The organism is Bacillus sp. HMF5848 (assembly GCF_003944835.1).
GTDB lineage: Bacteria > Bacillota > Bacilli > Bacillales > HMF5848 > HMF5848.
Genome location: NZ_RWIV01000001.1, coordinates 730,062 through 745,695, shown reverse-complemented (window position 1 = coordinate 745,695; position 15,634 = coordinate 730,062). Strand labels below are relative to the sequence as shown.

13 protein-coding genes are annotated in these 15,634 nt (G+C 36.5%); 6 read left to right on the top strand and 7 right to left on the bottom strand.

The genetic code is table 11. The annotated features are described in order from the left end of the window. The first annotated feature begins 257 nt into the window (after positions 1 to 257). From EJF36_RS03670 to EJF36_RS03660, 3 genes are all read left to right on the top strand, one after another. Positions 258 to 1,487, top strand: coding sequence for an ATP-binding protein (locus EJF36_RS03670; RefSeq protein ID WP_125905044.1), 1,230 nt, complete (start codon positions 258 to 260; stop codon positions 1,485 to 1,487). A 394-nt stretch (positions 1,488 to 1,881) separates the two neighbouring features. Then, positions 1,882 to 2,145 (top strand): CD3324 family protein, encoded by a 264-nt coding sequence (locus EJF36_RS03665; protein ID WP_125905043.1) that lies wholly within the window; start codon positions 1,882 to 1,884, stop codon positions 2,143 to 2,145. Between the two features lie 111 nt (positions 2,146 to 2,256). After that, positions 2,257 to 2,904 (top strand): FusB/FusC family EF-G-binding protein, encoded by a 648-nt coding sequence (locus EJF36_RS03660; protein ID WP_125905042.1) that lies wholly within the window; start codon positions 2,257 to 2,259, stop codon positions 2,902 to 2,904. A gap of 116 nt (positions 2,905 to 3,020) precedes the next feature. Here the strand turns inward: EJF36_RS03660 and EJF36_RS03655 are convergent, their stop codons facing one another. The 3 genes from EJF36_RS03655 to EJF36_RS03645 all read right to left on the bottom strand — a co-directional run bounded on the left by EJF36_RS03655 (position 3,021) and on the right by EJF36_RS03645 (position 8,140). Continuing rightward, positions 3,021 to 4,934, bottom strand: a complete 1,914-nt coding sequence (locus EJF36_RS03655; protein WP_125905041.1) for an alpha/beta hydrolase family protein — start codon at positions 4,932 to 4,934, stop codon at positions 3,021 to 3,023. A gap of 283 nt (positions 4,935 to 5,217) precedes the next feature. Continuing rightward, positions 5,218 to 6,891 (bottom strand): ribosomal protection-like ABC-F family protein, encoded by a 1,674-nt coding sequence (gene abc-f / locus EJF36_RS03650; RefSeq protein WP_125905040.1) that lies wholly within the window; start codon positions 6,889 to 6,891, stop codon positions 5,218 to 5,220. A gap of 331 nt (positions 6,892 to 7,222) precedes the next feature. After that, positions 7,223 to 8,140: a YVTN family beta-propeller repeat protein gene (locus EJF36_RS03645; protein WP_125905039.1), complete on the bottom strand. Its 918-nt coding sequence runs from the start codon at positions 8,138 to 8,140 to the stop codon at positions 7,223 to 7,225. A 106-nt stretch (positions 8,141 to 8,246) separates the two neighbouring features. On the opposite strand from EJF36_RS03645, the gene EJF36_RS03640 reads away from it, so the two are divergent. Continuing rightward, positions 8,247 to 8,678, top strand: a complete 432-nt coding sequence (locus tag EJF36_RS03640) for a zinc ribbon domain-containing protein (protein WP_125905038.1) — start codon at positions 8,247 to 8,249, stop codon at positions 8,676 to 8,678. Positions 8,679 to 8,887: 209 nt separating this feature from the next. On the opposite strand, the gene EJF36_RS03635 is transcribed toward EJF36_RS03640, so the two are convergent. The 4 genes from EJF36_RS03635 to EJF36_RS03620 all read right to left on the bottom strand — a co-directional run bounded on the left by EJF36_RS03635 (position 8,888) and on the right by EJF36_RS03620 (position 12,222). Continuing rightward, complete coding sequence (locus EJF36_RS03635; protein ID WP_125905037.1) at positions 8,888 to 9,865, bottom strand: DUF2268 domain-containing protein; 978 nt, start codon at positions 9,863 to 9,865, stop codon at positions 8,888 to 8,890. 218 nt (positions 9,866 to 10,083) lie between these two features. Further along, complete coding sequence (locus EJF36_RS03630) at positions 10,084 to 10,431, bottom strand: short-chain dehydrogenase (protein ID WP_125905036.1); 348 nt, start codon at positions 10,429 to 10,431, stop codon at positions 10,084 to 10,086. A 119-nt stretch (positions 10,432 to 10,550) separates the two neighbouring features. Next, positions 10,551 to 11,267, bottom strand: coding sequence for a 5-formyltetrahydrofolate cyclo-ligase (locus EJF36_RS03625; protein WP_125905035.1), 717 nt, complete (start codon positions 11,265 to 11,267; stop codon positions 10,551 to 10,553). A 4-nt stretch (positions 11,268 to 11,271) separates the two neighbouring features. Further along, positions 11,272 to 12,222 (bottom strand): NAD(P)/FAD-dependent oxidoreductase, encoded by a 951-nt coding sequence (locus EJF36_RS03620; protein ID WP_125905034.1) that lies wholly within the window; start codon positions 12,220 to 12,222, stop codon positions 11,272 to 11,274. Between the two features lie 233 nt (positions 12,223 to 12,455). Here EJF36_RS03620 and EJF36_RS03615 point away from each other — a divergent pair, with 233 nt between their 5' ends. Both EJF36_RS03615 and EJF36_RS03610 read left to right on the top strand, forming a co-directional pair. Continuing rightward, positions 12,456 to 14,333, top strand: a complete 1,878-nt coding sequence (locus tag EJF36_RS03615; RefSeq protein WP_125905033.1) for an electron transport protein — start codon at positions 12,456 to 12,458, stop codon at positions 14,331 to 14,333. Then, positions 14,330 to 15,460, top strand: a complete 1,131-nt coding sequence (locus EJF36_RS03610; RefSeq protein ID WP_125905032.1) for an alcohol dehydrogenase catalytic domain-containing protein — start codon at positions 14,330 to 14,332, stop codon at positions 15,458 to 15,460. The genes EJF36_RS03615 and EJF36_RS03610 overlap by 4 nt, the downstream gene beginning before the upstream one ends. Positions 15,461 to 15,634 lie beyond the last annotated feature (174 nt).

Here is a 15,634-nt window from a genome sequence, read left to right as displayed (position 1 = left end):
ATAATATCAGCAAATAACAATAAGAGACAATATTCTCAATAAATTGTAATTTGGATTGTGGAGGTCTAACCACTCATCAGAGTGTTGAGCTACATTTCTCCCTAAAGATAATCAGCTATAACTAAGTGGATATAAATATTATGTCGAAAAATGTATTTTCATAGTTAAAAAGAAGTGTATAATATGAAGGGTAATAGTATAATAGTCCTGCTTATTTTTAAGATTTTAGAGAGTTTTATGAAGGAAGGAAAATCGCCATGAATAATCCCCCAAAAAATACAGCTTTAATAAATGAGGAGATAAAAGCTCTTAAACTATTTATTATCTTGTTTTACATTATTTATTTTGGATATGACATTATTTATTACTTTATAGACCAAAATCTTTTAGTGCCAGAACTGCCTTATACGGGTAAAGGCTTAGGTATTTGGTTATATATAATCCTTCTAGCTATACTTCCTATATCGGTCTATTTAATAAATAAAAAGAATAAAGTGTATTCTGTAAAATACTTGTACATCACTACCTTTCTGGTAATAGATTTAATTCATCACGCACTTAAATATTATGATAATAGTGATATGTTCAGAAGTGGGAACGCAATAGAACCTTTTATAGTATTATTTGCTCCCCTTTTTATAAATAAAAAATATTTCTGGTTTGTGAATATTGGAATCGTTATTAAATATGCACTGTTAGGTTTAATATTAAAAGAACCGGTCGTAGGTTTACCTATTATTCTGTTAACGATTTTAGCAGCTATAGCTTATATTCTTTTAAATCGCTTTTCTTCATATTTACATACTCTAACAGCTACTCACGAGGAGCTTCGTCAATCTGAAAAGCTAGCCGTTATTGGAAAAATGGCAACTGCAATTGGTCACGAAATACGAAATCCATTGTCAGCATTAAAAGGATTTACCCAGCTTCTTAACGAAAATAAAACAGGGAATGATACATATTATCCAATTATGATTCAGGAGATAGATAGAATTAATGACATTGTGAGTGAATTAATGTTGCTCGGAAGGCCTAAGGCAATTAATTCAGAAAAAAATAATATAGGCGAGATTATATATTATGTAACGTCTATTCTGGAACAACAGGCAAAAGCATGTAACATCTCCCTTAGTACAAAACTACATGCTGACGTACCAACTGTACTCTGTGACGAAAACCAAATGAAACAAGTTTTTATTAATTTAATTAAAAATGCGATTGAGGCCATGCCACATGGGGGAGAAGTTGTTATTGAAGTAAAACCTTACGACCAAACGTCCATTGCAATTAGCATCAAAGATGAGGGGTACGGTATGGCGCATGACGTTATTGAAAAATTAGGCGAGCCGTTTTACACAACAAAAGAAAATGGAAATGGATTAGGGTTAATGGTCACAAAAAAAATTATTGAAGACCATGATGGAAAAATGAAGATTACTAGCGAACTTAACAAAGGTACTACATTTAGCATTATATTACCTATATAATCGTTCCTCAGGATAGAGCTGCCCAAAAAGTAATTTTCCCGGCAACTAAACTATGAAATGGATAAGATAATAGACGAAATCGTCATTGTTTCCATACTGCCGCAGTGAGTAGGAGCTAGCCCTTATTGGACAGCCCCTATTTTTTTTATAATAGCCGTCAATTGATGAAGCTGTATATTTTTTCCTTCATACAAGATATAATGACAATATATAGTCCACGAGGAGGTGATACGATGGCAGATGTTTTTTCAAATATGCCGCATTCAGTATCAACTCATGCAAAGCCTAGTATGTAGGCGATACTTTGCATGGGGTTAAACTTCATTTATTAAATATCGCCATATTAGGCTTTGCCCTTATTTGTATACAAATAATAAATAAGGAGCTGGCCAACATGAAATATACGAATGCAACAGCTGTATTACCGGAATCTTTAATTGCAGAAATTCAGAAATACGTGCAAGGTGAGGCACTTTATGTGCCGAAACCTAAAACAGCCTATAATAAATGGGGCAGTCGATCCGGTGGAAGAAAACAACTTGATGAACGTAATGCTGCTATAAAGAGCGCTTATAGAGAAGGCACTTCTATGGAGAATTTAGCTAGTCAATACTTTCTCTCCATAGATACGATTAGAAAAATTGTATATTCTAAATAATAGCAAGCACTGATGAATGATCAGTGCTTTTTTATGTAAAAAATGTTTTATAATCATTTATTACATTTTTAAGGGGCGTAAATTGATTATAGTATAGAAGGAGGGATTAATATGGAAGCATTTATGAGAAGTGACCAGTTTCATTTTATTAAACAACAAACACAAAACTTAATTAATGCGCACTCATCTGCGAATGATAAAGCTGTCTTACAAGCAGTTAAGGCAATGGCTTTAGAAAGAGCAATACAGCTATTTCCGGAATTAAGCGCAGAACAAAGAGATTTACTAAATAATATTGTTCATGTTAAAGCAAAAGAAGATGCCGAAGTATATTTAGGAGAGTTAAAACCATTTGTCATACCATTCCAAAGTATATCGGAAAAAACACTCCAAAAACTATTTCCTAAAGTAAAAAAATTAAAGATGCCGTCACTTGGTGTCTATGACCTTAAAGAAATATCTTACTTAGCATGGGACGATAAAGGAACATTTAAAAGATATTTGATAGCTCATTATAATGATAAATTAGTTGGCCTACATGGAATTTTTACACCTGCTATCCAAAAGAGTATTTGTACGATTTGTAATAAACATACACCCGTTGGCTTATTTTCCGTAGAAACAAAAGGCCAAATTCTAGATACGTATACGTCACGAGGAAATTACATTTGCCAAGATAGTATGGCTTGTAACATGCATGTGACCTCACTTGAAAAAGTGCAAGAGTTTGTTGAGACTCTACAAGCAAAAGTGAACTGATTTTACAAATGCATGATAAACAATACGATAACTATGTTGAATCGCTTTCATACTAAAACCGGATGCCAATGACATCCGGTCTTAAATTATTTTTTGAGATAAACTTTACAAGTACATTATCCTTTAACCGTAGCGCCTTTTTTGGAAGTAACTTTTCCTTTTCCTGTAAGTACAAGTGGTAATAACAACACAACACCGCATGCAATATATACTGCTACGGCACTAGCCGTTGAAGCTGGTTGCCCCGCATATTGAACTGCTTGCCCTGCAACAATGTACCACGTAACAAGAAGTGCATTTACAATTGCCCCAACATAAATTGTTCCTGTTCTTCTATAGAAGAAGGTCGAGATCATAGCAACTAAGAAATTGATAAATACAAATTGGAAAGCAACTATACTTAATAAAGACTTCGTTACATCCATTTCTTCGGTTAAAAATAACGGAGCGTATTGTATAGCTATTAACACGATAATTCCAAGCGTATTGATCGCAACATTAGCTAAAAACCATGTCCATGCTGTTTGTCGCTCAGACTTGCCTTCTTTTAAACGTAACTGACCATGTAATAATGCTCCATTAGCTAAGAAGAATACTAAAAACGGTAATAAGTAGCTTAACATAATAACAAAATGTGGCCAGTCGAGTGGTTTAAAGGCCATAACCCAAATACGAAAATCTATTAAGAACATCGCATCTGCTAATAATGTTAAAACAAACAGTGCGCCCACAGTATATATACCAAGTAGTGCTGCTTTTATCATTTTATTAAAATCAAGTGATAAACCTTTATCTGAAAATGATAATCCATAATTATAAGCTGTTGCACCTTGTTTTTTATTGCTTACAAAATGCCACACTGCAAATAACACAGCCGCGATTATAGCATTAAAAAGTACCCATACTACGAAACCATTCGTGAGGGATTGCGGCCAAAAACTACTTACAGGAAACCAAGCCGTCCCCCATGCTTGAAATGGAAAATATGTTAACGCCGGAATCGCTGCAGCTATTACAGCCGCGATAGCCCAAGGTCCTTTAGATTTATATCCTTTGTATTCAGGAATTGGTCTAACTAACGCTGAGAAATAATTTGTGCGTAATAAGTTCGCACCAAAAGATAATAAGAACATTAATGAACCAATCATCGCAGCCAAGGTAGCAAATTCCTTAATCATCCATGTTTGATTTGAAGGATCAATTGGATTCGGTGCTGGCATCGCCTGTTGCATAAAGTCCATGACATATGTGGTAGATTCAGTAGACCAGTGATTAGATGGATGTGTTTCTGTTGGAATATATAACATACGTGCCGATTGATCTTCAAATGATCCATATAATTGCTGAGGAACAACCGTTGATTCTGTACCAAAAACCTTCTTAATTTTATCTGTATCCACAATCTGCTTCGCTTGAGGAACCTCCCACATTAGCTTAGCAAATTCATCATACTTACCAAACACGATGGCATAATTAAACTCTGAATTAGCTGTTACCTCTCCAGCGCCATATGTCTCTGTTGATGAACCAACTTGGATAACCGTGTGAATCCATTCTGGGAATGCATTTGAAGCAGCTAACGTGGACCAGCCACCCATGGAGTGCCCTTCCACAGCGATTCTCTCTTGATCAACAAACCCTAACTCTCGTAAATAATCTAAACCTGCAACCGCACCACGTGATGCGGCTTCTATCGGCTCTTGCTCTGAGTATCCATGACCTTGCATATCCATAGCTAACACTACATAGCCACGTCTTGCAAATTCAATATTGAATGCATCTTGTACTTCTCTCGAATTAATGTAACCATGCATAGTTAGAATAGCAGGAAGCTTCTCTTCGGGATTCATACTTGCTGGTGTAAATAATTTAGCACTCAACACATTTCCATTATTTCCTGCAAATCTTAAATCTTTTACTGTTACATTGCCAAAGTCTGTTTGAACATTGTGCGCGACCATACTACCTATTAAGACAATAACTAATGATAAGACAACTGCCCATCGACTGGAAAAAAAACTTTTCTTCATTCGTTCGTCCTCCTCTTTTCTATTAGATAGTAAGTTTGAATACGCTTACAAAAATACACCTCCTATAATATAAAAGACCCACATACTTCGCCTATATAAAAGCGTATATATGTGAGTCTCGAATTCTCAATTCACAACTATTAACTTGTTTTTAGTATAAATTTCCCATAAAAGTAAAGTCAATATAATCCAAAATTTTGAGACTTTTTTTAATATTCTATTCACATGCCTGTCTGTTTAGTATTAAAAGTGTATGAAAAGTTACTTTCATGCATTTAAGTTTTTACTGTAAAACACGCTTTTGTTTTGTTAATTGATGAAACTCCTCGTCAAGCTTTAAATACTCTTCATCACCTGGTTTTAAAAATGATAGTTGACTTACCACTGAATTAAGACGATTTTGAATACGCATAAGCTCTTCTTCCCGATCTCTCTCTTCTGAATTTTCACTGTTATTTTTCTTCTGCAGATATTGTTCATAGTTCATTTCATAGCGATTTATCTTGCCATTTTCAATTATCAAGGTGGTTTGGCACAGCTTATTTAGGAAGTACAGATCATGAGATACAATCAGAAGCGTCCCGTCGTATGATTGTAGTGTTTCTTCGAGCATCTCTCGACTTTTCATATCTAAATGATTGGTTGGTTCATCGAGTATAATCACGTCATACTGCTCCATGATCATCTTTACAAGACGAACACGCATATACTCACCAAAGCTTAATGTCTGCATTGATTGATGGTGCATATGTCGTGGTAAGCCAATATTCACAAGCAATGTACGTGCTTGCTGTAGATCATTACGATGCACGAGATTAAGCTCTTCTATCATAGATCGTTCTGACGCATTAAAATCATCTTGAGATAAGTATCCTATTTTTAGGGACTGGCTTACCCAAAGCTCTCCATGTGATAATGATTCCTTCTGTAATATTACCTTTAACATAGTCGATTTTCCTGTACCATTCGCCCCCACTAATCCTACTTTTTCTCCATACGTAATATAAAAATTACTGTTAGAAAATAACTCATGACTATTAAATTTCTTGCCAATATTTTTAGCCTCTATAATTCGTTTCCCTCTTACACGTTTCGATTGAAAAGAGAATTGTACAATTGATTCTTCTTTTGGTTTCAGTACCTCAGCGACTTCTAATTCCTTTTCAAGTCTCTTAATATTAGATTTAATTTGTTGATCACGCTTTTTCGCTTTTTTACGTTCATGCTCTCGCAGCCCCATCATCTTCGTGTCAGATTTACCCGCTTGATTATGAGCCTTTTGGGACCAACTTTTTAGTTGTTCAATTTTCCCTTCAATTTCCTTTACACGTTTTTGCTGACTTTCATATTGGTGTAATTGAATAGCTTGTAAACGGGCTTTTTCAGATTTATATAAGCTATAGTTACCGTTATATTGTGTTAGCTTTCCATGTTCTAGCTCAAAGGTTTTTGAAACTGTTTGATCAAGGAAGTATCTATCATGCGAAATAATGATGACAGTGCCTTTATATTTTTTTATCTGGTCTATTAACCATGCTGTTCCTTGAAAATCCAAATGATTGGTTGGTTCATCAAGGATGACTACATCAGCATTACTTGCCCAAATATCCGCAAGAGCGAGTTTCATTTTCTCTCCACAGCTAAGCGGTCCCTCTTCCATACGAAGTCCAAGTTGTTTCGTTAGCGGTGCCAGTTCAACGGAATACTCAGCTACTTTTTCTTCATATGACTCCTGTTGCGTCAAATACTCCAATTTTATATTAGGCTTATAACAGATCACTTCTCCACTATCTGGCTGACATTGCGCAATAAGAAGTTTAATCAAGGTTGTTTTCCCAGAACCGTTATCGCCAACAATTGCTAATTTGTCATTATGATATACATCAAAATCAACGCCTTGTAATACCTTTTTATCAATGAAATTTTTAGATATATTTCTTAAACGATACAATAACATATTATTTTCACCCCTGTGTTTACTACTAGGGCACGAAAAAACTCCCTAGTAAAATATACTAGAGAGTGGGTTTTATAGCTGCGACCAAAGAAAAATATGCCAAATACAGCTCTATGAATGCATAATACTGCCCTAACTGTTCGGGCACACCCATGCCATACTGCTTTATATTTGGAGGTTTAAAAAAGTGCAGACTAATCCCATCTCTAGTGAAAGCAATTTTAAAATTTGCATTCTTTGTTAGAAACGGATTAGTACTTCATCTGCTTACCTCACATTTTCATAAATTTTTACATTATTATTGTAAATGTTTCCCTGTCGTTCGTCAATATTATTTCACAAGATAGGCAATTCCATCCGGATGAATCCCCGTTTGAATTGTATCGACTTCTTCTAACGTATTCATATCAATGACTGATATGTTGTTTGTTTTATTATTCGCCACATACGCTTTGGAGCCATCTGAATTGAATACGACACCACCAGGCCAGACGCCAACACGAATACGCTTGATTTCCCAAGGGCGAACAGTATGTTTTAGTTGTTGTGCCGTATCTATAATACTTAAATCACCAGATTCCCGGTTAGGGATTAGAGCGTATTTTCCATTTGGTGAAAACACGAGACGAACAGGACATGCCCCTATTCTTCTTTTATGTAAAATTTCAAGTGATTCAACGTCCATTACGTAAAGGGTGTTATCATCTTGGTTTGCTACATACAACTCTTTACCATTTGGATGGACAGCGACCCCTTCTGGACCTTTGCCTACAGGGAAATGATTCACAACTTTCTCTGTTTCCACATCGACAACTGTAATATTATCTGATCCGATGTTTGGTACATAAACCGTTTTGCCATCTGGAGAAAAGGAAATCATATGCGAATATGTTTGATACGTTGGAAAAACATTGGTGATTTCATCTGTTTCCGTATCTATAACAAATACTTTTTCACTATATGTTGATGCAAGATACAGCTTTTTCCCATCATTCGTTAATCCAAGACCATGGGGAAAATTGAAATCAGGGTGCTCTAACGTTTTTACAATCTCAAATGTTTCATTATCTATAATATTCAACTTGTTTCCTAGTGAACATGTAACATACGTTTTACGTCCATCATGACTTACCACAACCTCATGTGGATTATAGTCCGTTTGTATCGTTTTAATTGTCTCTTTTGTTTCTGCATCAATAATAGATACCGTATCTTCATCTTTATTAAGCACGATAAGTAGTTCTGCCATATCTAATCTCCCCTTTCATAATTAGTATAGTATCATAGTTTTGTATATTCAGATAATAATAATATGGTACAATGAAATAAGGTTATTTTGAAGGAGTGAACACATAATGAAAAGCATAAAACCTGGTCGTGGCCCCTCTGCTATGAGTGCAGCTGGTGGCGTAGTCGCCGTTGTATTCGGGATTTTCTGGACTATTATGGCTTTTACCATAACTCGAAATGCACCGTTCCCTATGATTGGGATTATATTCCCTCTGTTTGGTCTTTTGTTCATCGGCATTGGTGTGATGAATGTAATATATCACTACAAAAATGCTACCGGTAAAAATCGCATGTCCTTGTTAGATATTACGGATCAAGATGAGGAACCAGATCCATTGAACAAATATTTTGGGGATACAAAAACGGCATCTTCACAACAAAGTAAATCTTCTTCATCAAGTTCGGTACGCAAATTTGAAGGAGACTTTTGCCCATTTTGCGGTACAAAAGTAAGTGACGACTTTGACTTTTGTCCTAAGTGCGGAAAAGATATTTAAAAGCACAGCATGATAACAGCTGTGCTTTTTTGTGTAAACACGAATGCGAACATCCACACTATCTCGGTAATAACAGAAATCTTGTATCAACTGTATTGTTGCCCCCCTTTTTAAAATCTCTCGCAACAAAACTATACTGTTACAACCTTTCAAATTTCCTAATATCACAAATAGAACTATTCCATTCTTATGCTAAAAAAGATGTTGTCTTAATCTATAAACTTATCAGTATACTTACTCTCAGCCAGTATGTCTTCTGCAGGCATTAATGTCCACTCTAAGATGTCTACGTCAGGATTATGTTCTATGTATGACTTCATGATTTGGTAACCCACTTTGTAATTTGAAAGGCGAGGTATGTTAGCATCCCCATATATGAACTTTTCATATAGGCTCTTGTCTGCTGAATTCATATCCTTTTTTATTTCTTCCCAAACAAATTTCTCGTCATCATATAATATGTTCTCTAACTTTGGCAATACATCCGGATATATCATTTTAGCAAAAGCCACTGCCTTTCCCTCTAATAGAATGTTCCCAATTAATGTTGGAAGACTACGATTGGTTTTATCTTGGTGTTCTAAAAAGATTGTATGATGATATTCGTGTGCTGTTACGTTTTTTAGCTCCTCATCTAAAAAAGAAGACCCTATTTGTAAAACAACCACTTCCTCATTAAGAGTAATACCTGCTGAGGACGATGCATATCCGTTACTAATAAAAGGAATAATATAAAATTTCTTATCTCCACCGGGTAACAGGTCTCTTGATTGTTTTAATGCTTCAGAGATAGCACTGTTAATAATGTCTTGATACTCACTTAGAATAAGAATATCTCGCTTTAATTGATAAATATCTATTGGTACATCGAAATACTCTCGATAATTACTCGTATAAATATCATATCCATCGTTTTCACCAAAGGCTTCTGTTCGAAATGGTTCAAGGACAAATTCGCGATATGTACTAGCATCATGGGAATTTCCCTTTTCCACATATTGAACATAGCTCATTAGTTCACCATACATAGGAATAATTTGAAATTCCTGATTATTATATGTGAAAGTGTGTGGAGAAGGCGGCGTATACGGTTTGTCTTGAAGATTTGATTGTGTGGTATTAATTGCGCATCCAGTCATATATATCAAACCACTTAATAAAATAAACATGTACATTGCTTGTTTCAATTAAACCCCTCCTACCTATTTTACCCATAATTTGTAAACTTGTATAATTAATATACGTTAAAGCATATTTGAAAGTTTCAAACTTCACCTGTGCTCACTAATAAAAAAAGACTATCCTTTAAAAAAAGAATAGACTTAGTTGAACATATTTTTTTGTATAACCTTTAAATCTACAAAATTTTTCTTTTGTATAACTTCTTATTTGATATATAACATTATTAAATCCCAAAATGTATCATGTATTTGTTTGACTCTCTCGCCTCGGCAATTTTTAAAGCTAGTTCATTTAGTTCAATAGATTTCTTAAAAAGCCTTGAAGTTGTAATTACATCATAAAATAACGGTAATGATTCAGGTGGAATAATGGATATTCCCCAATGAGCTAACCCATAGGCAGGACGATTGATTGAATGAAAATATGTCTTCATGATAGTTAAATGAGGGATTAAGTTATTAATCACATCATCATCAACAGAAATACAGTTGTATTGGTGTGGCTCATAAACACTGTATTCTGTCTGACGGTCAAAAGCATCAATGATCCCAAATTCATGATCACACGGCATACATTCATTCCCTTCACTTATTAATTCCTGTTGTGATAAGGCGGAAAAGGAGCGACACGCATGACAACTTCTTGTTATACTCTCCTAATACTCTCCCTTATTAGAGACGGATACTACATTTATCTATTCTCAATTATATTTTTTATTTCTCTTAATACCGGCATCTCCTCTAGCTCTTCAGGTGTAACATGGTCCCAAAGGATACCTGTAGGTTTGTCATACGGCGTATGCGTTTCAATGAGTTCTTGTTCTGTTGCAATCCAGTCTACCGCTAAGTCAAACTCATCGCGAGGTATGTCATCTGTTACCAGTTGCGTGCTATGAACGGTTGCCACAACAGGTACATGAGGGTTACCTAGCTCGCGAATTATGGCATACTCGCGGTCAGCATACCCTTCCCCTTTGCCAATCCGTCTCCCATCTCGATGCAGAGCAACAGATCCGACTACTATCATATCAATGGTAGGAAGCTGTGATAGAGGTATCACTTTCCCATACGACATAATATGTGATAATGATGCAGCCTTTCTTTCTTCCCCTTCAGGCACCCATTCAGGTTTGACTTGAATAAATCCATCTTTTAATCGTGGTGTTGGTACAAGAAGAATTTTACCATCCTCGAGTACTTGTTTACGAATTGGTAATTGTGGCGCATCTGGATTCACCTTTATCACTTTAGCATTTTTATAGAACGGCAGTTGAAAGATTTTACTTGCTGCCTTTTCTGCACCTTTAAAATTTGGAATGCGGTTATGTAATGGAAACGGAAAACGTCCATTTTTCTCTTCCGTTAATCGTGTCCATATTCGATTTCGTATCTCATCTTTTGTAATCATATGATCATCCTTTTACTATGTCTTCTGCTATTGCCAAACCTGATAAAAACGCACTCTCTAATCGTGTTCGTTTTGCAGTATCGTTAGGTTGTAAAAAAGCATCTCCCCCTATATACAGTCCATCATCTTTAACGAAAGGCTGGTATATAGGCGTCATTGCTTCCGCATAACGCCAACGTTTAATTTGAATAGATTGGACGTCATCTGGTCGAAAATACTTTGCGCATTTGCCTATCATAGTAGAAGCAACACCTTCATCCGATTCTTCGTAATGTTGTTGACTCCACTGTGTAGTCATATAAACAGAAATAATTGATGTATTCGAGATTCCTTTTTTTTGTTGATCAGCCAATCGGACAATTGCGTCATCTAACATGGTAGGATCATCTAAATGACCAGACACGGGGAGTTTGCTTTCGTTATTCAACTCTACTAACCCAACTATACATGGAGCAAATGAAATGTTCTCCAATTCGACTGGCACATTTACCTGGCTATTACGTAACAGCTCTGTAGTTTGTGGTACAGGTGCTGTGACAACGATCTTTTTCGTTTTTATAGATTCCGTTCCGTCGGAAACAACATAATGATCATCTTTATACTCAATTTTACTAACCTTGTACTGTAGTTTAGTGGGAATATTAATTGAAAGATGTTTTGCTAAACTGTTCATGCCGCTAATCGCCATATAACGGGTATGATCATTACCGAACCATTTGTTTATAAGACCTTGCTTTTTCCATGTATCAATGTGTGCTCCAAATTCCTTTGAACGAACGGTAAAAAATTGTGCACCATGATCAGCACGTCCCACTCCTATTCTCCTTGTAGCCATTCGTCCACCCACACTATTACTTTTATCTACCATTAAAATGTTATTTATTCCATTAGTTAAAAGCTCACGCCCGATTGTTATCCCTGTCAAACCGCCACCAATTATAACAACATCATACATCTTTAAGCTCCCCCTCTCCCTAGCATTGTAACGCTTTCCATTATAGTATGCATGTTTAAATCGGTAGATTGTTACCCTCGGGTCAACCGTTTAATTAAACATACGTACGGATAGATTCCCTAATCCCCCTACTAATACCTTTCTCAAGTAACTCCGGCAGCAAAATAAAAATCAAGTTTATTATTCCAGTAATAGTATAAATTAATGGTAAAAAGTTAGGGAGTTGATGTTTTATGAAGAAGCGGTCCTTAATCATTTCTTCTTTAGCAGTGGGAGGTATTATATTTTTAACTCTAGGGCATTACGAAATGGCCTACACTCCCAAATCAGAAAAGATAGTTAATCCACAACAGAATGTTACTACAGATAGAAATTATATACTACAAACGACAACCAGGGACGCTCAGCTTGCTCAAGAACTTACCCCTGAACACATTGAATTTGGTAAAGAAAGCTTTTTTAAAGACACATTTGGTAATGAGGTATTTTTTACAGATATAATGGGGATATTTAATGGGCCCATTACCTTAGTCAATATAGCAAAGGCTATTAATCAACTGGGAGGAAAAGGTACAACAAATTTACAAGTGAAATTAGCTGAAGATTATAGTATAGGAGATTACTCTTTTAAAAAAGGTGATAAGCTCGATACAGGTCTTGATGTGCCTAAAGGTAGCTACATACCACTTGGCGTCAAATTTGTTTACGACAAAGGACGTGTAAGAGCTGGTATAACTTGCGCCGCTTGCCATGCTACAACTACTCGCGATGGCCAAGTCATTCAAGGGGCTCCTAATACCGATCTTAATATTGGAACTGTATTAGCAATGGCAACAAACACAGCCTCTTATTTTACTCATACGGAAATAAAAAGCATTAAAGATTACATAACAGAGCGTAGCACTTCTTTTACAACACCGGATGGAAAAGCGAACAAGCTGCCAGACCCTGAAAAACTTGAACAGTTCGTTGATAGTCAAATAATCGAATGGCCAAAAGGGAGTAATGATACAACAATTGAATTTAAAAACAATCCTGTGCAAATACCAGATGTGTTTACGCTTGGAGATCACCCCTATGGATGGAGTGGTCAAGGCTTAGCAGGTCCATATAAAGGCTTAACTGCTGCTATTAACAACGCACATACTCAAAATATGGACGCCACTTCACAGTCAGAGTTAAGTAAAAAAGTCTTACAAATTGATAAGGATGTATACCTAGGAACACTGTTACAAAATGCTGCTAATTCAGAGTTCAGATACGACTCTAAGAAGCACGGTACACCATCTGAATTTTTTAAAACGATAGATCCCACACCAGGCACACCAGGCGTTAACGAATTAATTATTTCTTCATCATATCCAACAGCTTCCTATATGTCTAGCACAGGCTTATTATCAAGCTCTCCTGGATATAAGGCTTGGGAACAAATGAACGCGATGAGTGCGTATATGAATACACTTCAGCCTCCTCAAACTGTGGGAAAAGGCATAAACGTTGCAAAGGGAGAAGCTGTATACCAAAAGGCTGGTTGCATCACATGTCACGGTGGGACTTACTTTACGAATAATCATCTAATACCTACTAGTGAAATTAAAACAGAGTCTTCTCGAGCAATAGCTTTTGCCCCGACCGAAAGATTGTTTGGCCCACCCTCTGTTTGGGACCCAAGCACACCAGTACCTTTACCTGATAATCCTAAGGCATTGCCTGTGCCTCTTACTCCATTTGAACAGAGCGAGCTTGCTTTCGGTTGGGCACATAATAATGCAGAGGGAGGATACAAAATACCAAGTCTACTCGGCCTAAAATGGTCTGCTCCATATCTTCATGATGGTGGCGTTGCTGTCGGTGCAGATAATGAATTCGGCGCAGGAAATACTCTTTTTAAAAACATACAAGCCGATCCAGCAAATAGTCTTCGAGCTTTACTAGATAGATGGCTCCGCCATAAAGTGATAGAAGCTAATAAAGAGTACTTTAAAACAGCTCGTGTAACAGGAGCGGGGCATAACTATTGGGTTGATGAACAAGCTGGTTACACTGCAGAGGAGCAGCAAGCATTGATTGATTATTTACTGCAGATTACTTCAAAGGAGCCAACACCATGAAAGCCGTTACTTATCAAGGAATTAAAAAAATAAAAGTAAAGCATGTTGAGGATCCAAGCATAAAAAAAACTGATGATATTATTATCTCTGTTTCTAAAAGTTCGATTTGTGGCTCCGACTTACATCTGTATCACGGGCTAATTCCTAGTATGAGTAAGGACTATGTCATTGGTCATGAGGCTATAGGTAAAGTAGAAGATGTTGGGCGAGATGTCACTTCCGTTCGCAAAGGGGACAAAGTCATTATCCCTTATCATGTAGCTTGTGGGGTCTGTGCCTATTGTCAACAAGGATTAGGGTCTCTTTGTGATGAAGCTAATAATGAAGGCGAAGCAGGAGGATATTTCGGTTGCTCTAGGTTATATGGAGATTATCAAGGGAGTCAAGCAGAGTTACTCCGAGTACCGTTTGCAAATTTCACACCATTCCGAATTCCAGAGCAAAACGAACTAACAGATGATGAACTTCTATTGTTAACTGACGCTGTCCCTACTGCTTATTGGGGTGTACACCATGGTGGAGTGAAGCCTGGTGACACCGTGGTTGTTCTTGGATGTGGGCCTATCGGACTGTTAGTTCAAAAGTTCGCATGGTTAAAGGGTGCCACTCGAGTTATTGCTGTTGATTGTGTACCATATCGCCTTGAACACGCTAAACGTACTAATAAAGTAGAAGTATTACCTTGGGGGCATGATGTTGGAGACTTAATCAAGGAAACAACAAGTGGCGGCGCTGATGTAGTCATTGACTGCGTCGGTATGAGTGGAAAAATGACGGCAATGGAGCTTGTAGAAACCGCTCTTCGGCTACAAGGTGGAACAATGAGTGCTATAGAAACGGCGACACAGGCTGTCAAAAAAGCTGGCACAATTATGTTAATAGGTATATATGGAACCCGCTATAATGCTTTCCCACTTGGTGACATTTTCACACGAAACGTGTCTTTAAGAACTGGATATAATCCTGCCATTCATTTAATTCCACAGCTATATGCTATGCTTACTCATACAGATATTAAAATAACCGACATCATATCACACCGTTTACAACTTGATAAAGCAGCGCAAGCGTATGAAATATTTAATGATAAAGAAGAAAACTGTCTCAAAATTATTTTACAGCCTTGACTTTTGCCAAAAATATTTTAAAATAAGAATATACTTTATTACTTAAAAGCGTTTAAGCATAAAAATAATAATGTAGCTGCGTATCCTAGTAGTTTGTTGTTAGACAGTGTCTAGAGACTGGATGGTTGCTGAAAATCCAGGTCTACAACAAGTGAATTACACTACGCTATATAT